Source organism: Mycobacterium asiaticum DSM 44297, assembly GCF_000613245.1.
Lineage (GTDB): Bacteria > Actinomycetota > Actinomycetes > Mycobacteriales > Mycobacteriaceae > Mycobacterium > Mycobacterium asiaticum.
Window position 1 is genome coordinate 106910 of the sequence record NZ_HG964937.1, and the last position, 23232, is coordinate 130141.

Genomic DNA, 23232 nt, shown 5'->3' on the forward strand with positions numbered 1-23232 from the left:
CGCTACGTCGCCCGCCGCGGCCGCGCGCGTTCGGCGGCGAAGCCGCGCACCACAAACGAGCTGACGAACTCGGCGACCACCTCGGGGTCGTCCATGTCCCGGACCGGGGACAGGGTGCTGAAGAGCGAGAACAGGATTCGTGCGAACCATTCACCGGCCGCCTGCACATCGAGATCCTTGCGGACCTCGCCGGTGAGCTTGGCCGCCGAAAGGTATGGCGCGAAGAAGTCGATGCATTCTCGCAGCAGCACGGCTGCGTCCTTGGTGAGCAGCAGGCTGATCGCATCCTCGTCGAAGTATTCCTCGGATGCGATCGCCCGTCGCGCCTGCGACACGAAAACCGCTGCGTTGGAGAGCTTTTCCTCCAGTGAGCGGCCGCGGTCCATGGCTCGGGACATCTCCCGGTAAAACTGCTCGGAGGCTTGTTCGGCGCAAGCCTCCAAGATCTCGCCCTTGTCCCGGAAGTATTCATAGATCGTGCTGCGGGAGACGTTGGCCAGGCGGGCGATATCGACGATCGTCGTCTTCAATAATCCGTGCTTGCGGAAGCAGGCATAAGCGGACTCGAGGATGAGGTCACGAGTTTCGGTGGAGGTCGCCTGGGTCATCAGCAAACCTAGCTGGATCTGGCCAGAATCAGCCCGCTGGTGGGCACGCCCGTCCCGGACGTCACCAGCACGTGTTCGACATTCTCCACCTGGTTGTAAGAAGTGCCCCGCACCTGACGAACACCTTCGGTGATGCCGTTCATTCCGTGGATATAGGCCTCACCGAGCAGTCCGCCATTGGTGTTGATCGGGAACTCGCCACCGAGCGACAGCCGCTCGACGGTGGCGAAGTCCTTGGCCTCGCCGCGCCCGCAGAAGCCGAGTTCCTCCAGCTGGCTGAATACGAACGGCGTGAAATGGTCGTAGATGAAGGCGGTTTGGATGTCCTGGGGCTTGAGGCCGGAATCACGCCACAACCGGTCGGCCACCACACCCATTTCGGGGAGCCCGGTGATGTCGTCGCGGTAGTAGCTCGTCATCATCTCGCCGTTGGCCGCCGCGCCCTGGGCCGCCGCGGTGATGATCGCCGGCGGCTGGCGAAGATCTCGAGCTCGTTCGGCGCTGGTCACCACCAGCGCGACACCGCCGTCGCTCTCCTGGCAGCAGTCCAGCAGACGCAACACCGGCTCGATGATCCACCGCGAATTCTGGTGGTCTTCCAGCGTGATCGGCCGTTCGTAGAACCACGCATCCGGGTTGCGGGCCGCGTGCGCGCGGTCCACGACCGCAATACGGCCGAAGTCCTCGTTGGTGACGCCGTAGGTCGACATGTAGCGCTGGGCGTGCATGGCGACCCACGCGGCCGGAGTGATCAGCCCGAACGGCGCGTAATGCGCCATGAACAACGGCGTTTCGGCGCTGGTGCGTCCGCTGCCGCCGAACCGGAAGCCGGAACGCTCGTTGAAGGCGCGCCAGCACACCACCACGTCCGCGACACCGGTGGCGACCGCCATCGCGGCGTGTACCACGGTGCCCGCGGCCGCCCCGCCGCCGTGGTGCACCCGGCTGAAGAAGCTCAGGTCACCGATGCCGACGTTGCGCGCGATGTCGATCTCGTCGCTGGAGTCCATGGTGAACGTGACCATGCCGTCAACGTCGCTGGGCGCCAGCCCGGCGTCGTCCAGCGCTGCACTGACCGCCTCACAGGCCAATTGAAGTTCGCTGCGGCCGGATTCCTTGGAGAATTCGGTCTGACCGATCCCGACGATTGCTGCGGCGCCGGGCAGCGCGCTGCTCACGCCTGGCCCCCTTCCGAGGTCTTGTCGAGCAGGCTGAGCACCGCGGTGCCCGAGACGTGGTTGCCGAGACTGTTGGCTCCCTGGAACGTGACCTCGACGAAATTCTCACCACCCGTGCCTTCGGTCTTACCGGTCACCGAGCCGCTGAAACGCAGTGGGTCGTCCGGAAAGCTCGGCACGCCAAGGCGAATCGACAGTTTCTTGACCATCGCCTCCGGCCCCGCCCATTCGGTGAGGAATCGCACGCAGTACCCGTTGGTGGTCAGAATGTTCATGAACAGATTCGGCGAGCCCTGCTTGTTGGCGTAGTCGCGGTCGTGGTGTACCGGCATGAAGTCACGCGACGCGATCGCGCCCGCGACGATCATGGTGGTGGTAATCGGGACCTCCAGAGCTGTGACCTCGTCACCTTCCGAGATCTCCTGCCACGCCAGGGTTTTCCGGGTCGAGGTTGCGGTGGTAGTCATGCTTGTCCTTCCGAATACGTCGCACCGAGACAGGCAAGTTGCTGGGACGCCGAACCGAGGATGAGCTCGTTGTACTTCGCCCACAGGAAGTAGCGGTGCAGAGGATAGGTGGTGTCGATGCCGATGCCGCCGTGGACCTGCTGAGCCGTGGCGGCGACTCGCGCGCCGGCCTCACCGGCCCAGAACTTCGCGATGCGCGCCGCCCGATCGGCCGGGCGCCCGTTGGCAACCAGCCACGCCGCATGCCAGGTGGTCCACCGGATCGCCTCGACGTCGATGAATGCGTCGGCCATCCGTTGCTGGACGGCCTGGAAGCTGCCGATCGGCCGGCCGAACTGCTCGCGCTCGGTGGTGTAGCGGGCCGCGATGTGCAAAGCCCGATCCGCGACACCGAGTTGGATGGCGCACAGGGCGATCAGGGCGCGCGTGTAGAGCGAGTCGATCCCGCCGGCGAGGCGGTCATCGTCGGAAACGGTTGCGCCGTCCAGCGATACGTCGGCATGCGGCTCGCGGTGGGTGGTCTTCGCCGGACGGATGTCCACCCCGTTCGCGTCGGTCGCGAGCAGGAACAGTCCGACATCGCCATCGTCGGTGCGAGCCGGGATCAACACCGTGTCGGCAAGTTGGGCGGCCGGCACCAACTCCTTGACCCCGTCCAGCCGCCAGTTCGGCCCGTCGCGGCGCGCGTTGGTTGCCGGGCGGGTCGGGTCCGAGCGACCCGGTTCGGTCAGCGCGGCCGTCAGAATGCGTTTTCCTGCAACGACGTCGGGCAGGAATCGGCTCCGCTGATCGGGGGTCCCGTGTCGGGCAATCGGGTCGGCGCCCAGTACCAGCGTGGCGTAAACGGGCACCGGGGCCACGCTCCAGCCGACCTCGGCGAGCAGGACGCCGAGTTCGACGAACCCACCGCCGTTACCGCCCACCGATTCCGGCAAAGCGGTGCCGAGCAGGTCGGCGGCGGCCAGTTCCTGCCACAATGCCTCGTCATACCGGACATCACCGGCTTCCAGCTCGGTGAGCCGCTCCGGGGTGGCGCGGCGCTCGAACAGGTCCCGGGCGAGTTTGGCGATCGTCTCCTGCTCTTCGGTGAACGTGAAATCCATGATGTCTACCCGCGCGGCCGGAATTGGTGCAGGGCAAGGTCTCCGTCGAACGTCTGGAAATAGACCTCGACCGGCATCCCGACGGTGATGTCCGCCGGATCGATGTCGGTCAGGTTGGACACCAGCCGCACACCCTCCTCCAGTTCGACCAGCGCGACGACATAGGGATAGTCGAAGAACGGAAACCGCGGCTGGTGCGGCATCACGTAGCTGTACACGGTGCCGCGGCCGCTCGACTCGATAGCCGTCCAGTCCAGCGATCGGCACTGCGGGCACATCGGCCGGGGCGGATGGCGCAGCGTGCCGCAGCCGTCACACTGCTGGATCAGAAGTTTATTCTCGCGCAGGCCATCCCAGAAAAACTTGGTGTCCGCGCTGATCGTCGGAGGCAGCCGCGTCGCCATCAGTTCGCCGGCCTGAATCGGAGTACCCGGAAACGCTGCCGGCCCAGCACCTCACCGTGCTGGTCGGTGTAGGTGGTAAGCCAGGTCAGGAAGAACCCCGTCCCCAGCGCCGTGGTCTTTTCGTCGGACACCGATTCGTAGACCGTCGTCGCGCTGATCACGTCGCCCAGCCGCGGGTAGCGTTCGATTTCGAATTCCGAGTTGGTGGCCACCGTGCTGGTGTAACCGGCTTCGTCGAGGAACGCCGTGGGATTCGACTTGATCTCCATTGGCGCGCCGCCGCGCTCACCGATGCCCTCGAGCTTGGGCGCCGGCATCGTCCAGGTCTGCAGCATCACCGGTGGCGAGACGATGCCGCCGAACCTGGACGTCGCCGCGAATTCCGGGTCGATGTACACCGGGTTGAAGTCGGCGAGCGCATAGGCCCAGTGCCGGATCATCGGCTGGTTGACCGGATCGGGCGCCACCGATGGCTTTCCGCTCCCGCCGGTCGGTTTCCCGACGAGCGCGCGCACCTTGCTCAGCAGCTCGGTGTCTGTCATCTACCTTGCCTTCCTTACTATTTCGTTGTGGCTCGCAGGTCACGGGGGGCGCGTGGCATGCCCAACCCGGCCATGGCGATGATGTCGCGTTGAATTTCGTTGGCCCCGCCGCCGAAGGTGTTGATCACGGCTTGCCGGTACGCGGTTTCCAGTGCGCCGCGCAGCGGAGCGTCCGCGCCGCGGCGTACCCCGTTCCCATCGAGGACTTCCAGCAGCTGCCGGGCGACCTGCTGGGTGAGCTCGGTGCCGAACACTTTGGCCGCCGACGCCTCACCCATGTTCAACACCCCCTTGGTCATGGCCGCGTTCACCCGCAGATTTACGAGCTTGTATGCCGCGACCTGAGCCTCGACCCGGGCGAGCGCGAGCTGGACCCACGGCTGGTCGATGACGCGGCCGTCGTCGAGCTCGGTGGTGGTGGCCCAATCCAGGGTCTTCTCGAAGAGCGGCTCGAGGGCGCCGAGGTTGCCTAGGGCCGCGCGTTCGAAATTCAGCTGGGTGGTGATCAGCTGCCACCCCTGGTTCTCCTCGCCGACCAGCGCGCTGAGGGGCACTCGCACATTGTCGTAGAACGTGTAGAAGGTGGAAATGCCCGGCATGGTGTGCAGCGGCTGCCAGGAGAATCCGGGCGACGACGTCGGCACGATGAGGATTGAAATCCCCTTGTGCTTCTTGGCATTCGGGTCGGTGCGCACGGCCAGCCAGACGTAGTCCGCATACGCCGCGCCACTGGTGAACATCTTTTGGCCGTTGATCACGTATTCGTCGCCGTCGCGTACCGCGGTGGTGCGGATCGACGCCAGGTCGCTACCCGCTCCCGGCTCGGAATAACCGATGGCGAACTCGACGCTGCCGTCCAGGATCGCCGGCAGGAACTTTCGCTTCTGTTCCTCGGTGCCGCGCTGCATCAACGTCGGGCCCACCGTATTGAGCGTCACCAGCGGAATGGGGGCGCCCGCCCGGCGCGCCTCTTCGGAGAAGATGAATTGCTCGATGGCCGAGAACCCGCGCCCGCCATATTCTTTGGGCCAACCGACGCCGAGCAGGTTGGCCGCCGCCAGCGCGCGCACACAGTCGCGCACCGCCGGACCGCCTTCGATGTTCTCGGCGATCGCCGCGACGCGTTCGGGGGTCATGACCTGTTGCAGCGTGGCGCGCATCTCAACGCGCAGCTGTTCCTGCTCCGGGGAGTACTCAAGATCCATCGACTCAGACCCCCAGCCGGACCGGCATGCGCTTCACTCCGGGCACCATGGTGGCCTTCATCCGGTCGACGTCGCCGACGAGTTCCAGGTTGGGGAACCGGCGCAGGAATTCGTCGAAGAACACGGTCGCCTCCAGTCGCGCCAATTGCGCTCCGATGCAGGAATGTTCACCGCAACCGAAGGCGATGTGCGGATTGGGATGGCGTCGCACGTCGAATTCCTCGCTGCTGGAGCCGAATACGTCCTCGTCGCGGTTGGCCGACCCGTACAGCATGGTCACCACATCACCTGCCCGGATCGGTTGGCCGCGGATTTCGACATCCGCGGTGGCGACGCGCGACATGCTGACGACGGGGCTGGTCCAGCGGAGCATCTCCTCGACCGCGCTGGGAATCAGCGTCGGGTCCTCCGCCAGCAGACGGCACTGGTCGGGGTGGTTGATCAATGCCAGCGTGCCGAGCGCAATCAGGTTGCGGGTGGTTTCGTTGCCGGCTACCAACAACAGGAACGAGAAGTTCAGCAGGTCCTCGTCGGTGAGGCGATGTTCGTCGATCTCCGACTCGGCGAGCACCGACAACAAGTCGTCGCGGGGTTCCTGGCGCCGGGCCGCGATCAGCTTCTGGAAATACTCGAAGAGCTGGCCGATCGCGACGAACGAGTCCAGTTCGATCTCCGGGTCGGCGGTACCGGTGGCCGCGTCGGACCAGGCCCGGAACTGTTCCCAGTCCTCCGCGGGCGCTCCGATCAGTTCGGCGATCATGCGGGTCGGCAGCGGGGCGGCGATCTCCTCGGCGAATTCGTGCACGGAGCCGGCCTCGACCCCGTCGAGGATGCCGCTGACGATCTCGCGGATTTTCGGCTCCAGGATCGCAACCCGGCGCCGGGTGAAGCCCGAGTTGATCAGTTTGCGCATCTGCCGGTGCCGGGGCGGATCGGTGAAGATCAGCGCACCCTCCTGCACCGGGTTGGGCATCTGTGGGTCCGGTATCGAGATGCCCTTGGTCGAGGTGAACAGCGCCGGGTTGCTGGACACGTAGCGGATGTCCTCGTATTTGAGCAGAGCCCAGAATTTAGTGACGTCGTTCCAGTGCACCGGCGAGTTTGCCCGCAGCTCCCGGTAGGCCGGGTACGGGTCGCCGGCGTAGAAGTCGGGGGAATGCAGGGGGGTGTCGGTGTGCACGGCGAGCGGTCCTCCGATCCGACACATAGGTACAAAGTGTCCTGCGCATCGTGTCTACTCTGAGCTGGATGTCCCTGTCAATAAGGACACACTGCCGTTGATTTGGTCTGTATTTCAGCAGATAGACAATTGACGCCCGTGTCCCGTGGGTGTACACCAAGGGGATAGATGACCGACTTTGGGTGAGGAAGCAGATGACTGCGCCACAAGCTACGGAACTCCCGGGACTGATCGACACCTACCAGCTCTACATCGACGGGAGGTGGGTCGAACCGGAAAACGGTCGCTACGAAGACATTTCACCGGCCACCGAGCAGGTCATCGCCACCGCCCCGGACGCGAGCATCAACCAGGTCGGTGCGGCGATCGGCGCTGCGCGCCGCGCCTTCGACGAAGGGCCGTGGGCGGACATGACCGCAGCGGACCGCGCCAATTGCTTGAGCCAACTCGGCGACGCGCTGCTCAAACACGCCGACGAATTCTTCGCGCTGTCCCAACTGGAATGGGGTTGCATCGCCAACGAACGGGTCATGCAGGTCGACGGTGCCGCGTTCATGTCAATGCACGCCGCTCAACTTGCCACCCAACTTGCTGACGAGGAAGTCACCGGCATCGGCGCCGGTACCACGTTGCTGCGCCACGCGCCGCTCGGTGTCGTGTCGGTGCTGACTCCGTGGAATTTCCCGCACTGCCTGAACGTCATGAAGCTCAATCACGCATTGGCGGCCGGTAATACAGTGGTACTCAAGCCGTCGCCGCTGACCCCGCTGGCCGGTCTGGCGTTAGCCCGGATCATCGACGAGCACACCGATTTCCCGCCGGGTGTGGTTAACGTTGTCACCCCATCGGGAGTTGACGCAGCCAAGCTGCTGACCACCGATCCCCGCATCGACATGGTCAGCTTCACCGGCAGCACGGTGGTCGGCCGGCAGGTCATGTCGGCCGCGGGCGACACGCTCAAGCGCCTATTGCTGGAGCTGGGGGGCAAGTCGGCGTGCATCATCTTGGACGACGCGCAAATCACCGACGAGATGCTGCAACAGATGCTCTTCGACTGTTGCTCGCTGCACGCCGGGCAGGCCTGCATCCTGCACAGCCGGCTGCTGCTGCCGGACTCCTTGCACGACGACGTGGTCGACCGGCTCGCCGCGCTGGCCCGGGCGGTCAAGGTCGGGGATCCGACGGATCCCGACGTGCAAATGGGCCCGCTGATCAGCGACGCGCAGCGCGGCCGGGTCGAGGCCCACGTCGCCGGGGCGCTCGACGACGGTGCCCGCCTGGTCACCGGCGGCCACCGGCCGGCGGGCCTGGACGTCGGCTATTACTTCGAGCCGACAATTCTGGACGGGGTGCAGGCCGATTCCGTAATCGCACAAGAAGAAGTGTTCGGGCCGGTGTTGAGCGTGATCCGCTACCGCGACGACGACGACGCGGTCGCCATCGCGAACAACTCACGCTACGGCCTGTCCGGCGCGGTGTACGGCGCGGACGTGGACCGGGCGGTGGGTGTCGCCCGCCGCATCCGCACCGGCCAGATCGCGGTCAACGGCATCGGCCCCGGTGCCGCGCCGTTCGGGGGGTTCAAGCTCAGCGGTCTGGGCCGGGAGGGCGGCGGTGTCGGTGGGCTGCATCAGTACATGGAGCCGATGGCGATCGGGGTGCCGCTCTGAGCGTTAGAGCCCGCTGCCGATCGGGTGCACCTGCAATGCGCAACCGTCGATAGCCACGGGCACATTCTGCGTATCGGTGTTGTCCGGCGGAGTCACGCGCAGCGAGGTATAGCTGGGGCACTGGCCGCCGCTCCCGTCGACGGCGACGCTTTCCACCACCGCGTGCGCAGGGCTGGACTTGGACAGGGCGATCGTCGGAGGCTCGTCGAAGCTGGTGGGCAGGCCGCCGAGGTATCCGCGCAGGGTGCGCTGTGCATGCAGTTGTGGACCCCCAATTCCCGAGTCGACTCCGGGGTAGCCGGAGACCGTGCATGGCGGGGCATAGGCCGCCAGCTCGAAGGTGAGCAGTACGGCTCGGTGCGTCGCGGCGGCCTGCGTACGAGAGGCCCCGACCACCACCTGTCCGGACTGGCAGGGCGGTGCGGAGTCGTCCGCGTGCCCGACGGCAGGACACCCGGTCGCGACCGCAAATATCGACGCGACGGACAGCGTCCAGATCGGGAGCGTTTTCATGCGGGGAGTTCACCAGCCGCGGATTGCTACCGATCCCAAGAGCGCGCGGTCGCGGATTAGCTCCTGAACGTGGACCCGGCACTGTTATGATATCGGATGCAACGATGTATCCGATGACGAAAGGTTGCTTGGCATGGCCGTCGCGATCGACCGACCCAAGCTCGAAGGAAACATCGCCGTAGGTGAAGGCCGCCAGATCGGGTTCGCGGAGTTCGGTGCGCCGCAGGGGCGAGCGGTCTTCTGGTTGCATGGCACCCCAGGCGCCCGTCGGCAGATCCCGACCGAGGCGCGGGTCTACGCCGAGCACCACAACGTCCGGCTGATCGGCGTCGATCGTCCGGGCATAGGCTCGTCGACCCCGCATCAATACGAGACCCTCTCGGCGTTCGCCGAGGACCTGCGCGTCATCGCCGACACACTGGGCATCGAGAAGATGGCGGTGGTCGGCCTGTCCGGTGGCGGCCCCTACACGTTGGCTTGTGCCGCCGGACTGCCTGAGCGCGTCGTGGCCGTCGGCGTGCTCGGCGGTGTCGCGCCCACGCAGGGACCCGACGCGATCAGCGGCGGAGCCATGGACCTGGGTCTGCGCGTCGCGCCGTTGCTGAAATTCGGCGGCAGCCCGCTGCGCATCGGCGCGAGCCTCCTGATCCAGGCGGTACGGCCGATCGCCTCCCCGGCGCTCGACATCTACGCCCTGCTGTCCCCGCAAGCCGATCGGCACCTGCTGACCCGGCCCGAGTTCAAGGCGATGTTCCTCGACGACCTGCTCAACGGCAGCCGCAAGCAACTGGCCGCGCCGTTCAACGACGTCATCCTGTTCGCCCGGGACTGGGGCTTCCGGCTTGCAGACGTGAAAGTCCCGGTGCGCTGGTGGCACGGCGACCACGACCACATCATCCCGTTCGCGCACGGGGAGCACGCGGTGTCCCGGCTGCCCAACGCCGAGTTGTTCCATCTGCCCGAGGAGAGCCACCTGGCCGGGCTCGGCCGCGGTGAGGAGATCCTGGCCACCCTGATGAAGATCTGGGATGAGGAGGCGTGACGATGGAGCCAGCCCGGACAACCGATGCCGCGCCCCCACTGGGGCTCTACCTCACTGACATCCCGCGGGCGGTGGTCGAGTACGGCCAGCTGCTCAGCGTGCTGCCGCTCCAGCACAAGCTGCCGGTCGGCGATCGGCACCCCGTGTTGGTGTTGCCAGGTCTGCTCGCGGGCGACGGCACCACGTGCACGCTGCGCAGGGTGTTGAGCCGGCTCGGATATCGGGCCCACGGCTGGGGGCTGGGCGTCAATATCGGCCCGACGCCCAAGGTGGTGGCGGGCATCTCGGAGTTGCTAGACGAGCTGCACACCCGATACGACGCGCCGGTCAGCCTGATCGGCTGGAGCCTCGGCGGCATCTTCGCGCGCCGGTTGGCCCGTCGCAATCCGGCGGCGGTCCGTCAGGTGATCACCCTGGGCAGCCCGTACCGGATGCAGCACGCCGGCCAGTCGCGCGCCACCGCAAGCTTCAACCTGTTCGCGAGGTTGCACGCCGAGCGGCACGAGCTGCCGCTGGCGATCGAGAACGAACCCCTACCGGTGCCGGCGACCTCGATCTACTCGCGCTACGACGGCATGGTGGCCTGGCAGACCTGCATCGACGCGTCGTCGGAGCGCGCGGAGAACATCGCGGTGTTGAGCAGCCACATCGGCTACGGCCACCATCCGGCGACCATCTGGGCCATCGCGGACCGGCTGGCCCAGCCGGCGGGGACCTGGACGCCGTTCCGGCCTCCGGCGGCGCTGCGGCCGCTGTTTCCCCGGCCCGTGGCGCATCCGGTCCGCTCGGCGTAATACCCTCGCTGACGTGCTGCTGACCTCGCTCAATCCCGCGGTCGTCACCCAGACCGACATTCCCGACGCGGTCAAGATCGACGGCTTCACGCTGAGCCGCAGCGATCTGGTCGGCGCGGCCACTTCGGTGGCCGAGCGGGTGGCCGGCGCACAGCGGGTCGCGGTGCTGGCGACGCCCACCGCATCGACCGTGCTGGCGATCACCGGATGCCTGATCGCCGGCGTCCCCGTCGTACCGGTACCCGCCGACGTCGGCGTCGCCGAACGCCGCCACATGCTCACCGATTCGGGTGCCCAGGCCTGGCTTGGGCCGGAGCCCGACGAGCCCGAAGGCCTGCCGCACATCCCGGTGCGGCTACACGCCCGGTCCTGGCATCGTTATCCCGAACCAGCGCCAGATTCCCCGGCCATGATCGTATACACGTCGGGCACAACGGGATTGCCCAAAGGCGTGCAGGTCAGCCGGCGGGCCATCGCCGCGGACCTGGATGCGTTGGCGCAAGCCTGGCAATGGACGCCCGACGACGTACTGGTGCACGGCCTACCGCTGTATCACATCCATGGGCTGGTGTTGGGTCTGCTCGGGTCGTTGCGAGTGGGAAATCGCTTCGTGCACACCGGGAAACCCACGCCAGCCGGATACGCGGCCGCAAAGGGCACCCTGTACTTCGGCGTCCCGACGGTGTGGTCGCGCGTGGTGGCCGACCGGGCCGCGGCCGAAGCGCTCAAACCGGCGCGGCTGTTGGTCTCGGGCAGTGCGGCGCTGCCGGTGCCGGTGTTCGAGGGGCTGGAGCAACTGACCGGGCACCGACCCATCGAGCGCTACGGCGCCTCGGAGTCGCTGATCACGGTGTCCACTCGCGCCGACGGTGAACGCCGCCCGGGCTGGGTCGGTCTGCCGTTGGCGGGTGTGCAGACCCGGCTGGTCGACGACCACGGGCAGCTTGCTGTCCATGACGGGGAAACCGTTGGGCGTCTTCATGTTCGGGGTCCGACACTGTTCGACGGCTATCTGAACCGGCCCGAGGCCACCGCCGAGGCGTTCACGCCGGACGGCTGGTACCGGACCGGAGACGTCGCCGTCATCGACAGCGGCGGCATGCACCGCATCGTGGGACGCGAATCCGTCGATCTGATCAAATCGGGCGGATACCGCATCGGCGCAGGCGAAATCGAGACCGTGCTGCTCGGTCATCCGGACGTCACCGAGGCGGCGGTGGTGGGGGTGCCCGACGACGATCTCGGCCAGCGGATCGTTGCGTACGTCGTCGGCTCGCCCGGGACAAAGTCCGAGGAACTCATCCAGTATGTCGCCGAACAACTTTCGGTGCACAAACGTCCGCGCGAGGTGCGGGTTGTGGATTCGCTGCCGCGCAACGCGTTGGGCAAGGTGCTCAAGAAGCAACTATTGTCTGAATTCTGAGACCCGCACCGGCCGTAGCGTATTCGTTACCGGACTCGCAGCATGTTGGCAGGTTCTTCGACGGGCAGGACGGCGCGGCGTCACTTAACGTCGTCAGGGTGTATCGACGGGGGAATGCTGTCCGGGAGTCACCGTGCTGACGGTTGCGCCCGCTCCCAGGGGCACATCGATGAGACGCATCGCGGTGGCCTGCTATGTCGGGTCGGCGATCGAGTACTACGACTTCCTGATCTACGGCACCGCCGCGGCCTTGGTTTTCCCGGTCGTGTTCTTCCCGCATCTGAGCGCGACGGTAGCCACCATCGCTTCCATGGGGACGTTCGCCGCGGCCTTTCTGTCCCGCCCGCTGGGCGCTGCGGTGTTCGGCTACTACGGGGACCGGTTGGGCCGTAAGAAGACCCTGATTGCCACCCTGCTGATCATGGCCTGCTCCACGGTGGCGGTGGGGCTGGTGCCCAGCACGGCCGCCATCGGCGTCGCCGCGCCGTTGATCCTGACCACCCTGCGGCTGCTGCAGGGATTCGCCGTCGGCGGCGAGTGGGCCGGGTCGGCGTTGCTGAGCGCCGAGTACGCGCCGCCGGACAAGCGGGGACGCTACGGCATGTTCACCCTGATCGGCGGCGGCAGCGCGACCGTGCTCGCCAGTCTCACCTTCCTCGCGGTGGACTACACCATCGGCGAGAACAGCCCGGCGTTCGTGGAATGGGGCTGGCGGGTCCCGTTCTTGATCAGCGCGGCGATGATCTTCATCGCCCTGTATGTGCGGCTCAACATCGAAGAGACCCCGGTGTTCGCGGCGGAGAAGGCCCGCAACCTGGTGCCCGACGCACCGGTGTCGGAGGTGCTGCGGCTGCAGCGCCGCCAAGTCGCCCTGGCCGCCGGCACGGTCCTGACGGCGTTCGGGATGGTGTACATGGCCAGCACTTTTCTGCCCAGCTACGCCCTGCACCATCTCGGCTACTCGCGCTGTCTGATCCTGTCCATCGGGGTGCTGGGCGGTATCGCGAGCATGGCTTCCGTCGCGGTCTCGGCGATCCTGTCGGACCGGTACGGCCGGCGCCGCATCATGCTGATCGGGTTCGGAGCGTGCCTGCCGTGGTCGCTGGTAGTGATGCCGCTGATCGGGACCGGCAGTCCGACCGGCTATGCCGTGGCGATCATCGGCGTCTACGCCATCGTCGGCATCAGCTCGGGACCCACCGCGTCGTTCATCCCGGAGCTGTTCGCCACCCGCTACCGCTACACCGCTTCGGCGCTGGCGGTGAACTTCGGTGGCATCGCCGGGGGTGCTGTCCCGCCGCTCATCGCCGGGACGCTGCTGGCCGCCTATGGCAGCTGGTCGGTGGGGCTGCTGCTGGCGGGGCTGGTCGGGACCAGTTTGGTGTGCACCTACCTGCTGCCCGAGACCGGCGCGACGGCGATCGCCGATCTCTAATTTCGCTAGTTGGCGTGCAGTTCCTCGTTGAGCGCGATGCCTTGACCGTCGCGGGACACCACCTCGACCGCCCCGGTCAGCGAGTTGCGGCGAAACAGCAGGTTGTTGCTACCGGATAGCTCGCGGGCCTTGACCGAGGTGCCGTCGGGCAGCGCGACCTTGGTCCCGGCCGTGACATACAGGCCGGCCTCGACCACGCAGTCGTCGCCCAGGGAGATGCCCAGCCCGGCGTTGGCGCCCAGCAGGCAGCGCTTGCCGATCGAAATGACCTGTTCGCCGCCACCGGACAGCGTGCCCATGATCGAGGCGCCGCCGCCGACGTCGGACCCGTCGCCCACCACCACGCCCGCCGAGATGCGGCCCTCCACCATGGACGCGCCGAGAGTGCCGGCGTTGTAGTTGACGAAGCCCTCATGCATCACGGTGGTGCCCGGCGCCAGATGCGCGCCCAGACGCACGCGGTCCGCATCGGCGATGCGCACACCCGTCGGCAGCACGTAATCGACCATCCGCGGGAATTTGTCGACGCCGTACACCGTCACCGGACCGTGGCGGCGCATCCGCGCCCGCACCGCCTCGAAGCCCTCGATGGCGCACGGGCCGCGGTTGGTCCAGACCACGTTGGTCAGCACCCCGAAGAAGCCGCCGGCGTTCAGCCCGTGCGGCGCCACCAGCCGGTGCGAGAGCAGGTGCAGCCGCAGGTAGGCGTCGTAAGGGTCGGTGGCCTGATCGTCGAGGTCACCGATGACGGTGCGCACGGCGATGGTCTCGGTCTGCCTATCGTCGTCGCGGCCGACCAGCGCGCCGAGCACGGCGGGCAGGTCCGACAACGCCACCCGCGTGGTAGCAGTGGTGTCAGATTCGGTCAGTTCTGGTTCAGGGAACCAGGCGTCCAGGACAGATCCGTCGGAGGCGAGGGTCGCCAGGCCAATACCTGCAGCTCCAGTCACGGCGGTCAGGTTACTTTGGCCGCCGAGCAGACACAGAATCGCATCCCACTGCCCGCGGCAGTGCGATTCTGTGTCTGCTCGCGGTGGCTAGGCTTGACCTTGTGCTGGACCTATCCGGAGATCCCGTCGCGCTGACCGCGGCGTTGGTCGACATCCCCAGCGAGTCACGCGACGAAGGGCGCATCGCCGACGAGGTCGAGGCGGCGCTGCGGGCACAAACGACGGGCTTCGAAATCGTCCGCAACGGCAACGCCGTGCTGGCGCGTACGGCGCTGGGCCTGCCGTCTAGGGTGCTGCTCGCCGGACACCTGGACACCGTCCCGGTGGCCGACAATCTGCCCAGCCGGATCGAGGGCGACCAGATGTACGGCTGCGGCACCGCGGACATGAAATCCGGTGACGCGGTCTTTCTGCACCTGGCCGCCACCGTGGGTGAACCGGCGCACGACTTGACGCTGGTGTTCTACGACTGCGAGGAAATCGATTCGGCCGCAAATGGTTTGGGCCGCCTAGAGCGTGAAATGCCGGAATGGCTGGCGGCCGACGTGGCGATCCTGGGCGAGCCCACCGCCGGGTTCATCGAGGCGGGCTGCCAGGGCACGCTGCGCGTCGTCGTCAGCGCCGCCGGGACTCGCGCGCATTCGGCTCGATCCTGGTTGGGCGACAACGCTATTCACAAACTCGGCGCCGTACTGGACCGGCTTTCCTCGTACACTGCGCGCAGCGTGGACATCGACGGCTGCGTTTATCGCGAGGGGTTGTCGGCCGTCCGGGTGGACGGCGGCGTGGCGGGCAACGTCATTCCCGACGCCGCCTCGGTGACGATCAATTTCCGGTTCGCCCCGGACCGGTCACCGCAGGCCGCGCTGCGGCACGTCCACGAGGTGCTCGACGGACTCGACGTGCGGATCGAGTTGACCGACTCGGCCGCCGGTGCGCTGCCCGGGCTCACGGCGCCACCCGCGAAGGCGTTGGTCGAGGCCGCCGGCGGCCAGGTGCGCGCGAAGTACGGCTGGACGGATGTGTCTCGCTTTGCCGCACTGGGTATTCCGGCGCTCAACTACGGCCCCGGTGACCCCAACCTGGCACACAAGCGCGACGAACGGGTGCCGGTGGCCAACATCACCGCCGCGGTGGAGATGTTGCGCGCCTACCTGAGTGGCTAGCCGACGCGCTCAGCCTGTGCGGCCGCGTCGGCTGCCGCGGCGCCCATCCCGATCGCGGCCAATTCCTCGGCAACGGCCCTCAGGGCGGCCACGTCACGGCCGGCCAATGCGCGGGCATGACGGATCACCAGATGTCCGATTTTGCAATCGATTTCGGCGGCCAGCCGGGCCAGCGGGTCGACCGCGCGCAGATCGCCGAGGCGGACCGCGTCGTAGTAGGCCAGCAGGGCCAGGGTCGACTGCATGGCCCGCTCGGCGGTTCTAGCGGCCTCGCGTGCGGCGCTGATCGCGCCGGTGTTGTCCCGCGCGGTCACCCTGGTCCAGGCGCGGGCCATGCCGAGCTCCGGGGCGAACAACGCCGATTTGGTCCCGTGCCGGGTTTCGGCTCGGCGCAGCGCTTTTGCCGAGCCGGGTATGTCACCTTGCCGGGCCAGCGCCGTCGTCAACAGCATCAGGGAGAACGGTCCCCAGGAATAGCCGCTGCGTTCGAGCTCTGCCGCGGCCGGCTCCAACAACGCTGCGGCAGCGGCAAATTCGCCCCTGAACAGCAATACGTATGCCAGCAACGACTCGCCGATGGACCGCCCCGGCTGCTGCAGCTCGGCGAAGTCGGTGAACTGCTGAGCCAACGTCTGGGCTTGTCCGACTTCGCCGGCCATCAGCAGGGCGATGATCTGGCTCAGGCCGACGGTGAATCGCAAGAGTCCCGGATGCTCGGCCGCCGCAGCGGTTTCGGCGAACCGCGCAACGTCGCCCAACCGGCCCATCCGCGCCGACGAGAGCGCGGCGGCGCTGGCCGCCCACGCCACCGCCATGTCACTGTCGGCCGGCCCGTCCAGCACTGACGTCGCCAACGTGATGGCGCGCTGCACGTTCCCGGAGTTCATCGCGAACGTGGCGGTCAGCCCGTCCAGCACCGCGCGGGCCGCAGGCTGGGTGACCCGGTTGCGGGTGGTCTGCAGGAAAGCGGTGGCCCGCTCGGGCTCGCCGAGCATCCAGAACTGGTTGGCGGCCGTCGGTACCGCCCACGCCATCAGGTCGGGTTCCGACAGGCCCGCCGGATCCACCGCCGACAACACCGCCCCGGCCTCCCGGCCGCGTCCCTGCCAGGCCAGTGCCTGGCCGAGGACCAGCCGTGCCGCCAGGCCGCCCGAGCGATCCACCGCCGCCCGCGCCAGCCGCTCGGCCAGCAGTAAGTCGCCTAGTCGCAGCGCCTGCTGCGCCGCCTCGGTGACTTCGGTGATCGGTTGCGGCGCATCGCAATTCAGCGCCAACGAGGCGAGCCGCAGCCGGTCGCTCAATCGCTCGCACGGGTGCTGGGAGAGCAGGTTGACCAGATCGGTCCGGCGTTGCCGCGAGCCGTCCGGACCCAGAGCCGCCCGCGCGCGTTCGCCGAACAGCGGGTGCGCGGTGTAGACCACCGGGTCGGTGGCGCTGCCGCCTCGTACCCGGGTCTCGGCGGCGCCGAGGTCCTCGGCCTGGCTGACAGCTCCCGCACCGGCCAGCACGGTCAGATCGGCCACTGTCAACGGCTCCAAGATGGCCAGGTAGTCCACCACCGCGCGCGCCGGCGCGGGCAACTGGCTCAGGAATTCGTCGACATCGGCTGCGGTGCGCGCCGTGTCCGGCGGCTCGACGTCGATCCGTTCCAGCAGGCCATCGGTCCACAACGCCGCGATCGCGGCGGGGGCGACGTCGGCGCGAGCGGTGACGACCATCCGGGCGGTGCGTGTCAGCGCCAGCTGGTACACCAGCGTGGCCGACAGGATGTCGAGGTCGTGCGCCTCGTCGACAACGAGCAGCAGATCGCCTTTCTCGGCGGCCCTCGTCAGGGACGCACGCGCGGCCCGCAACAACGCCGCCGGCTTACCGATCTCGGCGATGTCGACAAGATGGCCGAAGGCGCCGAACGGCACCACCCGCTCGGCGGGAGTGCCGATGACCCACCGGATCAGCGTGCCGGGATGCCGTTCGCAAAATCGTTCGGCGGCCAGCCGGGCCAGGGTGGATTTGCCGACCCCGTCGGGTCCCAGGACGACGCCGCCGCCTGCGTCCTCGAGCGCGGTGTCCAGCCGTTCCAGGGCGGCCGCGTGCTGTGGGACGTTCCAACGAATCGGCACCGTTGTGAGTTTATGGTGACCTTCACCCCGGCCGTGCGCAGGGCTTGTGCGGTTGGTCTACCTTTCGGTGTATGCCCGCAGAGACCAACGGTCAGTGGACGGTGGCGGTGTACTGCGCCGCTTCGCCAACGCACCCGGAGTTACTCGAGCTTGCCGCGTCGCTCGGGGCGAGCATCGCCTCGCGCGGCTGGAAGCTGGTGTGGGGCGGCGGGCATGTCTCGGCGATGGGCGCGGTGGCATCGGCGGCGCGGGCGGCCGGGGGCTGGACCGTCGGGGTCATACCCACGATGTTGCAGAACCGCGAACTGGCCGACCGCGATGCCGACGAACTGATCGTCACCGACACGATGAGCGAGCGTAAACGGGTGATGGAGGAGCGAGCGGACGCCTTCATCGCGTTGCCGGGCGGTGTCGGCACCCTCGACGAGTTGCTGAGCGCCTGGACCCAGGGCTACCTGGACGTGCACGAGAAGCCGATCGTGCTGCTGGATCCCTGGGGGCATTACGACGGGTTTCTGGCCTGGGTATACGGATTGATCGACAGCGGCTACATCTCCCAGGCGGCGGTCGATCGGCTAGTTGTGGTGGATAAGGTCGGCGAGGCGCTGCAGGCGTGCGCGCCCGGGTTGACGAGGCTGAGAATCGAGGAATCAGGTGTCTGATCATCAGGGCGGCGCGCGCACCCAAGTCAAGCTCACCCACATCGCCGCGCAAGTGCCCGGCCTCATCGCCGACGCGCCGTCGATCCTGCGCGGGGTAAGCGGCCTGCTTGCCAGGCCGGGGTCCAAGGTGTCGATCGCGTCGGTGTTCCAGGACCGGGCCGCACGCTACGCCGACCGGATCTTTCTGAAGTTCGGCGACCAGCGGCTCACCTACCGCGACGCCAACGCAACGGCCAACCGATACGCCGCCGTGCTGGCCGCGCGCGGCGTCGGCCCAGGCGATGTCGTCGGCGTAATGCTGCGCAACTCTCCGAATGCGGTGCTGACCATGCTGGCCGTCGTCAAGTGCGGCGCAATCGCCGGAATGCTCAATTACCACCAGCGCGGCGACGTCCTCAAACACAGCCTGGGACTGCTCGACGCCAAGGTGCTTATCGCCGAATCCGACTTGGTCAGCGCGGTCAGCGAATCCGGCGGGTCGGCGGGTGAGGTGCTGACCATCGAAGACCTGGAGCGATTCGCGACCACGGCGCCGGCCACGAACCCGTCGTCGGCCTCGGCGGTGCGCGCCAAGGACACCGCCTTCTACATCTTCACCTCCGGCACCACCGGATATCCCAAGGCCAGCGTGATGACGCACTACCGGTGGCTCAAAGCTTTAGGGGCCTTCGGCGGTATCGGACTTCGGCTCAAGTCCTCCGACACGCTGTACAGCTGCCTGCCGCTCTACCACAACAACGCGCTGACCGTCGCCGTGTCGTCGGTGATCAACTCCGGTGCGACTTTGGCGCTGGGCAAGTCGTTTTCGGCGTCGCGGTTCTGGGACGAGGTGATCGCTGCCGACGCGACGGCGTTCATCTACATCGGCGAGGTCTGCCGGTACCTGCTCAACCAGCCGCCCAAGCCGACCGACCGCAAGCACAAGGTCCGCGTCATCGCCGGCAACGGGCTGCGGCCGGACATCTGGGAAGAATTCACCAAACGGTTCGGCATCGCCCGGGTCTGCGAGTTCTACGCCGCCAGCGAGGGCACCACGGCGTTCATCAACATCTTCAATGTGCCGCGCAGCACCGGGATCTCGCCGATGCCGCTGGCCTACGTCGAATACGACCCCGACACCGGCGAGCCGGTGCGCGACGAGAACGGGCGAGTCCGCCGCGTGCCCGCCGGCCAACCGGGTCTATTGCTCAGCCCGGTCAATCGGCTGCAGCCGTTCGACGGCTACACCGACAAGTCGGCGACCGAGAAGAAGCTGGTGCGCAACGCTTTCAAGGAAGGCGACACCTGGTTCAACACCGGTGACGTGATGAGCCCGCAGGGCATGTTCCACGCCGCGTTCGTCGACCGGCTCGGCGACACCTTCCGTTGGAAAGGCGAGAACGTGGCCACCACGCAGGTGGAGGCGGCGGTGGCGACCGATCCCAATGTCGAGGAGTGCACGGTGTTCGGGGTCGAGGTGCCCAACACCGGGGGGCGCGCCGGCATGGCCGCAATCAAGCTGCGCGAGGGCAAGGAGTTCGACGGCCGGTCCCTGGCGCGGGCGGTCTATGACCAGCTGCCCTCCTACGCGCTGCCGCTGTTCGTGCGGCTGGTCGAGTCGCTCGAGCACACGACGACGTTCAAGAGCCGCAAGGTGGAGCTGCGCAAGCAGGGGTACGGCTCGGACGTCGAAGACCCGCTGTACGTGCTGGCGGGGCGCAAGGAGGGGTACGTGCCGTTCTACGACGAGTACCCCGAGGAAGTTTCCGCCGGGAAGCGACCGCAGGGCTGAATAACCGCGGGCACCGCGATTTCGAGGGCCCGCGCACATCCAGGCACTATGGAGGCGTGCAGTCAACCCTGTGCGGTCGCCCAGTTGCGCGCGATCGTGCGCTGATCATGGCGATCGTCAACCGCACCCCGGACTCGTTCTTCGACCGGGGGGCGACGTTCGCCGACGGCGCCGCGCGCGAGGCGGTGCACCGAGCCGTCGCCGAAGGCGCCGACGTCATCGACATCGGTGGAGTCAAGGCCGGCCCCGGCGAACACGTCGACAGCGAAACCGAGGTCGCCCGCCTGGTGCCGTTCGTCGAATGGTTACGCGACGCCTACCCCCAGCAGCTCATCAGCGTCGACACCTGGCGCTCCGAGGTGGCCGAACTGGCCTGCGCGGCGGGCGCCGACATCATCAACGACACCTGGGGCGGGGTCGACCCACGACTGCAGGAAGTGGCCGCCGAGTTCGGCGCCGGCCTGGTATGCGCTCACACCGGGGGAGCGTTACCGCGCACGCGGCCGTTCCGGGTGAGTTACGGTACGACTACCCGAGGCGTGGTGGATGACGTGATTCGCCAGGTCACCGCCGCCGCCGAGCGGGCCGTCGCGGTCGGAGTGGCCCGCGAGCGGGTTTTGATCGATCCGGCCCACGATTTCGGGAAGAACAGCTTCCACGGGCTGCTGCTGTTGCGGCACGTGGACGATCTTGTTAAGACCGGGTGGCCTGTGCTCATGGCTTTGAGCAACAAGGACTTCGTCGGGGAGACTCTTGGCGTGGACGTGACCGAACGGCTAGAGGGAACGCTGGCAGCGACCGCGCTGGCGGCGGCCGCCGGCGCGCGCATGTTTCGGGTGCATCAGGTGGCGGCGACCCGCCGGGTCCTGGAAATGGTGGCCTCGATCCAGGGGATGCGTCCGCCGAAGCGCACGGTGAGGGGGCTCGCATGACGGCGTCGGAACTGTTCACCGGTGATCTGATCAATCACACCTGGCTGGCCGAACGCAGCTGGAACCGGCCGCGCTGGACAATCAGCGAACTGGTCGCGGCCAAGGCCGGCCGGACGATTTCGGTGGTGCTTCCCGCCCTCAACGAGGAAGAGACCGTCGCTTCCGTCATCGACAGCATCTCACCGCTGGTGGACGGGCTGGTCGACGAGCTGATCGTGCTCGATTCGGGCTCCACCGACGACACCGAGATCCGCGCGATCGCCGCCGGCGCACGCGTCGTCAGCCGCGAGCAGGCCGTGCCCGAGGTCGGCACCCGGCCGGGCAAGGGTGAGGCGCTGTGGCGCTCCCTGGCGGCCACCAGCGGCGACATCGTGGTATTCATCGACTCCGACCTGATCAACCCGCACCCGATGTTCGTGCCGTACCTGGTCGGCCCGCTGCTCACCGGCGAGGGCATTCACCTGGTCAAGGGCTTCTACCGACGTCCATTGAACGTCGCCGACGCGAGCGGCAGTGCCGGCGCGACCGGCGGTGGCCGGGTGACCGAGCTGGTGGCACGGCCGTTGCTGGCGGCGCTGCGACCCGAGCTCGGCTGCGTGCTGCAGCCGCTGGGCGGGGAGTACGCCGCCACCCGCGAGCTGCTCACGTCCCTGCCATTCGCGCCCGGTTACGGCGTGGAGATCGGTCTGCTCGTCGACACCTTCGACCGGTTGGGCCTGGACGCGATCGCCCAGGTCAACTTGGGTGTGCGAGCGCATCGCAACCGCCCGCTGGAAGAACTGGGCGCAATGAGCCGGCAGGTGATCGCCACCTTGCTGTCCCGGTGCGGGATTCCGGACTCCGGTGTCGGGCTCACCCAGTTCTTCCCGGTCCCGGACGGTTTCACCCAGCACACCTTGCCGGTGTCGTTGGCCGACCGGCCGCCGATGAGCGTGCTCCGGCCTGCTTGAGAACCCCGTGTCAGTGCCGTAGGGCAAGATCGTCCCCGTGGCGTTGGTCTTGCTTTACTTGGTGGTTTTGATCCTGGTCGCGATCGTGCTGTTCGGCGCGGCGAGTTTGCTGTTCGGCCGCGGCGAGCAGTTGCCGCCACTGCCGCGGGCCACGACGGCGACGGTGCTGCCCGCGTTCGGCATCACCGGCGCAGACGTCGAGGCCGTCAAGTTCACCCAGGTCTTCCGGGGCTACAACACCACCGAGGTGGACTGGGTGCTGGCCCGCCTCGGCGCCGAGCTGGAGCGGCTGCGCGAGGAGCTGGCAGCCACCCACCAAAACGGGCCTGACCTCAGAAGCGACAGCGCACCGATGCCCGACGAGGAGATCGTCGTGCAAGAGCGGTCCGGCCCCACATGAGCGACGACGGCCTGGTGCGCTGCGGTTGGGCGGTCATCCGGCCGGGCCCCGACGCGGACATGTACCGCACCTACCACGACACCGAATGGGGCCAACCGCTCCGTGACGGGGTCGCGCTGTTCGAGCGGATGAGTCTGGAGGCGTTCCAGAGCGGCCTGTCGTGGCTGATCATCCTGCGGAAACGAGAGAACTTCCGGCAGGCTTTCCACCACTTCGACATCGCGACGGTCGCCGGCTTCACCGACGCCGACGTGCAACGACTGCTGGCCGATCCCGGCATCGTGCGCAACCGGGCCAAGATCGAGGCGACGATTGCCAACGCACGCGCCGCCGCCGAGCTCGGATCACCGCAAGACCTGTCCGACCTGCTGTGGTCCTTCGCGCCGTCACCGCGGCCCAGGTTCGCTGACCTGTCCGAAATCCCCTCGGCGAGTGCGGAATCGAAAGCCATGGCACGTGAGCTCAAACGGCGCGGATTCCGGTTCGTAGGGCCAACCACCGCCTACGCGTTGATGCAGGCCACCGGCATGGTCGACGACCACATCAGCGGCTGCTGGGTGCAGCCGGCAGTTCGTTGAGTGGCCCGAATCGCCCCAGAAGCGGGTCTTTGTGCACCTGCTAACCCGGATAGGGAACAATAGAGGCGTGATTTGGCAGTTCAATGTCGGGTATGGCTGGGAATCCGCTGGCGGGGCATGCTCGGCGCCGACCAGGTCC

At 67.4% G+C, this 23232-nt stretch carries 23 protein-coding genes; 12 read left to right on the forward strand and 11 right to left on the reverse strand.

All coding sequences use genetic code 11. The features are described 5' to 3' along the window. Positions 1-2: 2 nt before the first annotated feature. Genes BN972_RS11055 through BN972_RS11090 form a run of 8 tightly spaced genes read right to left on the reverse strand, consistent with a single transcriptional unit; the run spans position 3 to position 6714 of the window. The gene (locus BN972_RS11055) at positions 3-611 is read right to left on the reverse strand and encodes a TetR/AcrR family transcriptional regulator (protein WP_036360629.1); all 609 of its coding nucleotides are present in this window, start codon (positions 609-611) and stop codon (positions 3-5) included. 5 nt (positions 612-616) lie between these two features. Next, positions 617-1786, reverse strand: a complete 1170-nt coding sequence (locus BN972_RS11060) for a lipid-transfer protein (RefSeq protein ID WP_036357552.1) — start codon at positions 1784-1786, stop codon at positions 617-619. Then, the gene (locus BN972_RS11065) at positions 1783-2253 is read right to left on the reverse strand and encodes a MaoC family dehydratase (protein WP_036357555.1); all 471 of its coding nucleotides are present in this window, start codon (positions 2251-2253) and stop codon (positions 1783-1785) included. The genes BN972_RS11060 and BN972_RS11065 overlap by 4 nt, the downstream gene beginning before the upstream one ends. Then, complete coding sequence (locus BN972_RS11070; RefSeq protein ID WP_036357558.1) at positions 2250-3356, reverse strand: acyl-CoA dehydrogenase family protein; 1107 nt, start codon at positions 3354-3356, stop codon at positions 2250-2252. The genes BN972_RS11065 and BN972_RS11070 overlap by 4 nt, the downstream gene beginning before the upstream one ends. Before the next feature lie 5 nt (positions 3357-3361). Next, positions 3362-3760 carry a Zn-ribbon domain-containing OB-fold protein gene (locus BN972_RS11075; RefSeq protein ID WP_036357560.1) on the reverse strand — a complete coding sequence of 133 codons (399 nt, stop codon included), beginning with the start codon at positions 3758-3760 and terminating at the stop codon, positions 3362-3364. Beyond that, the gene (locus tag BN972_RS11080) at positions 3760-4302 is read right to left on the reverse strand and encodes an FAS1-like dehydratase domain-containing protein (protein ID WP_036357564.1); all 543 of its coding nucleotides are present in this window, start codon (positions 4300-4302) and stop codon (positions 3760-3762) included. The genes BN972_RS11075 and BN972_RS11080 overlap by 1 nt, the downstream gene beginning before the upstream one ends. 17 nt (positions 4303-4319) lie before the next feature. Then, complete coding sequence (locus tag BN972_RS11085) at positions 4320-5507, reverse strand: acyl-CoA dehydrogenase family protein (RefSeq protein WP_036357567.1); 1188 nt, start codon at positions 5505-5507, stop codon at positions 4320-4322. Positions 5508-5511: 4 nt separating this feature from the next. Further along, on the reverse strand, positions 5512-6714 hold the full coding sequence (locus tag BN972_RS11090) for a cytochrome P450 (RefSeq protein WP_051545369.1): 1203 nt from the start codon (positions 6712-6714) through the stop codon (positions 5512-5514). Between the two features lie 167 nt (positions 6715-6881). Between BN972_RS11090 and BN972_RS11095 the strand changes: the two genes are divergently transcribed. Further along, positions 6882-8357: an aldehyde dehydrogenase family protein gene (locus BN972_RS11095; protein WP_036357570.1), complete on the forward strand. Its 1476-nt coding sequence runs from the start codon at positions 6882-6884 to the stop codon at positions 8355-8357. A gap of 3 nt (positions 8358-8360) precedes the next feature. Here BN972_RS11095 and BN972_RS11100 read toward each other — a convergent pair whose 3' ends face one another. Then, entirely contained in the window at positions 8361-8870 is a 510-nt protein-coding gene (locus BN972_RS11100; RefSeq protein WP_080696813.1) for a DUF4232 domain-containing protein, read from the reverse strand. Positions 8871-9003: 133 nt separating this feature from the next. On the opposite strand from BN972_RS11100, the gene BN972_RS11105 reads away from it, so the two are divergent. The 4 genes from BN972_RS11105 to BN972_RS11120 all read left to right on the forward strand — a co-directional run bounded on the left by BN972_RS11105 (position 9004) and on the right by BN972_RS11120 (position 13564). Then, positions 9004-9912, forward strand: a complete 909-nt coding sequence (locus BN972_RS11105; protein WP_036357573.1) for an alpha/beta fold hydrolase — start codon at positions 9004-9006, stop codon at positions 9910-9912. 2 nt (positions 9913-9914) lie between these two features. Beyond that, positions 9915-10706, forward strand: coding sequence for an esterase/lipase family protein (locus BN972_RS11110; protein WP_051545371.1), 792 nt, complete (start codon positions 9915-9917; stop codon positions 10704-10706). A 13-nt stretch (positions 10707-10719) separates the two neighbouring features. Beyond that, complete coding sequence (locus BN972_RS11115) at positions 10720-12129, forward strand: acyl-CoA synthetase (protein WP_036357575.1); 1410 nt, start codon at positions 10720-10722, stop codon at positions 12127-12129. A 169-nt stretch (positions 12130-12298) separates the two neighbouring features. Further along, positions 12299-13564 carry an MFS transporter gene (locus BN972_RS11120; RefSeq protein WP_036357578.1) on the forward strand — a complete coding sequence of 422 codons (1266 nt, stop codon included), beginning with the start codon at positions 12299-12301 and terminating at the stop codon, positions 13562-13564. Between the two features lie 5 nt (positions 13565-13569). Here BN972_RS11120 and dapD read toward each other — a convergent pair whose 3' ends face one another. Then, the gene (gene dapD, locus BN972_RS11125; protein ID WP_099051071.1) at positions 13570-14523 is read right to left on the reverse strand and encodes a 2,3,4,5-tetrahydropyridine-2,6-dicarboxylate N-succinyltransferase; all 954 of its coding nucleotides are present in this window, start codon (positions 14521-14523) and stop codon (positions 13570-13572) included. A 92-nt stretch (positions 14524-14615) separates the two neighbouring features. Here dapD and dapE point away from each other — a divergent pair, with 92 nt between their 5' ends. Continuing rightward, positions 14616-15680, forward strand: coding sequence for a succinyl-diaminopimelate desuccinylase (gene dapE, locus BN972_RS11130; RefSeq protein WP_036357581.1), 1065 nt, complete (start codon positions 14616-14618; stop codon positions 15678-15680). On the opposite strand, the gene BN972_RS11135 is transcribed toward dapE, so the two are convergent. Further along, the gene (locus BN972_RS11135; protein ID WP_036357584.1) at positions 15677-17800 is read right to left on the reverse strand and encodes an AAA family ATPase; all 2124 of its coding nucleotides are present in this window, start codon (positions 17798-17800) and stop codon (positions 15677-15679) included. The genes dapE and BN972_RS11135 overlap by 4 nt on opposite strands. Before the next feature lie 71 nt (positions 17801-17871). On the opposite strand from BN972_RS11135, the gene BN972_RS11140 reads away from it, so the two are divergent. The 6 genes from BN972_RS11140 to BN972_RS11165 all read left to right on the forward strand — a co-directional run bounded on the left by BN972_RS11140 (position 17872) and on the right by BN972_RS11165 (position 23093). Further along, entirely contained in the window at positions 17872-18462 is a 591-nt protein-coding gene (locus BN972_RS11140) for a TIGR00730 family Rossman fold protein (RefSeq protein ID WP_051545373.1), read from the forward strand. After that, positions 18455-20233 carry a long-chain-acyl-CoA synthetase FadD6 gene (gene fadD6, locus BN972_RS11145; protein ID WP_036357587.1) on the forward strand — a complete coding sequence of 593 codons (1779 nt, stop codon included), beginning with the start codon at positions 18455-18457 and terminating at the stop codon, positions 20231-20233. The genes BN972_RS11140 and fadD6 overlap by 8 nt, the downstream gene beginning before the upstream one ends. Positions 20234-20340: 107 nt before the next feature. Continuing rightward, entirely contained in the window at positions 20341-21165 is an 825-nt protein-coding gene (gene folP / locus BN972_RS11150) for a dihydropteroate synthase (RefSeq protein ID WP_099051072.1), read from the forward strand. Beyond that, positions 21162-22115: a glucosyl-3-phosphoglycerate synthase gene (locus BN972_RS11155; RefSeq protein WP_036357593.1), complete on the forward strand. Its 954-nt coding sequence runs from the start codon at positions 21162-21164 to the stop codon at positions 22113-22115. The genes folP and BN972_RS11155 overlap by 4 nt, the downstream gene beginning before the upstream one ends. 37 nt (positions 22116-22152) lie before the next feature. Continuing rightward, on the forward strand, positions 22153-22515 hold the full coding sequence (locus BN972_RS11160; protein ID WP_036357596.1) for a DivIVA domain-containing protein: 363 nt from the start codon (positions 22153-22155) through the stop codon (positions 22513-22515). Further along, positions 22512-23093 carry a DNA-3-methyladenine glycosylase I gene (locus BN972_RS11165; protein WP_036357598.1) on the forward strand — a complete coding sequence of 194 codons (582 nt, stop codon included), beginning with the start codon at positions 22512-22514 and terminating at the stop codon, positions 23091-23093. Before BN972_RS11160 ends, BN972_RS11165 begins: the two co-directional genes overlap by 4 nt. Positions 23094-23232 lie beyond the last annotated feature (139 nt).

Coding starts and splice junctions, on each gene's coding strand:
- BN972_RS11075 (WP_036357560.1), bottom strand. CDS start 3,760: ATGGCGACGCGGCTGCCTCCGACGATCAGCGCGGACACCAAGTTTTTC.
- BN972_RS11095 (WP_036357570.1), top strand. CDS start 6,882: ATGACTGCGCCACAAGCTACGGAACTCCCGGGACTGATCGACACCTAC.
- BN972_RS11120 (WP_036357578.1), top strand. CDS start 12,299: ATGAGACGCATCGCGGTGGCCTGCTATGTCGGGTCGGCGATCGAGTAC.
- BN972_RS11105 (WP_036357573.1), top strand. CDS start 9,004: ATGGCCGTCGCGATCGACCGACCCAAGCTCGAAGGAAACATCGCCGTA.
- BN972_RS11090 (WP_051545369.1), bottom strand. CDS start 6,714: ATGTGTCGGATCGGAGGACCGCTCGCCGTGCACACCGACACCCCCCTG.
- BN972_RS11065 (WP_036357555.1), bottom strand. CDS start 2,253: ATGACTACCACCGCAACCTCGACCCGGAAAACCCTGGCGTGGCAGGAG.
- BN972_RS11140 (WP_051545373.1), top strand. CDS start 17,872: ATGCCCGCAGAGACCAACGGTCAGTGGACGGTGGCGGTGTACTGCGCC.
- BN972_RS11080 (WP_036357564.1), bottom strand. CDS start 4,302: ATGACAGACACCGAGCTGCTGAGCAAGGTGCGCGCGCTCGTCGGGAAA.
- BN972_RS11155 (WP_036357593.1), top strand. CDS start 21,162: ATGACGGCGTCGGAACTGTTCACCGGTGATCTGATCAATCACACCTGG.
- BN972_RS11085 (WP_036357567.1), bottom strand. CDS start 5,507: ATGGATCTTGAGTACTCCCCGGAGCAGGAACAGCTGCGCGTTGAGATG.
- BN972_RS11165 (WP_036357598.1), top strand. CDS start 22,512: ATGAGCGACGACGGCCTGGTGCGCTGCGGTTGGGCGGTCATCCGGCCG.
- folP (WP_099051072.1), top strand. CDS start 20,341: ATGGCGATCGTCAACCGCACCCCGGACTCGTTCTTCGACCGGGGGGCG.
- BN972_RS11100 (WP_080696813.1), bottom strand. CDS start 8,870: ATGAAAACGCTCCCGATCTGGACGCTGTCCGTCGCGTCGATATTTGCG.
- BN972_RS11110 (WP_051545371.1), top strand. CDS start 9,915: ATGGAGCCAGCCCGGACAACCGATGCCGCGCCCCCACTGGGGCTCTAC.
- BN972_RS11070 (WP_036357558.1), bottom strand. CDS start 3,356: ATGGATTTCACGTTCACCGAAGAGCAGGAGACGATCGCCAAACTCGCC.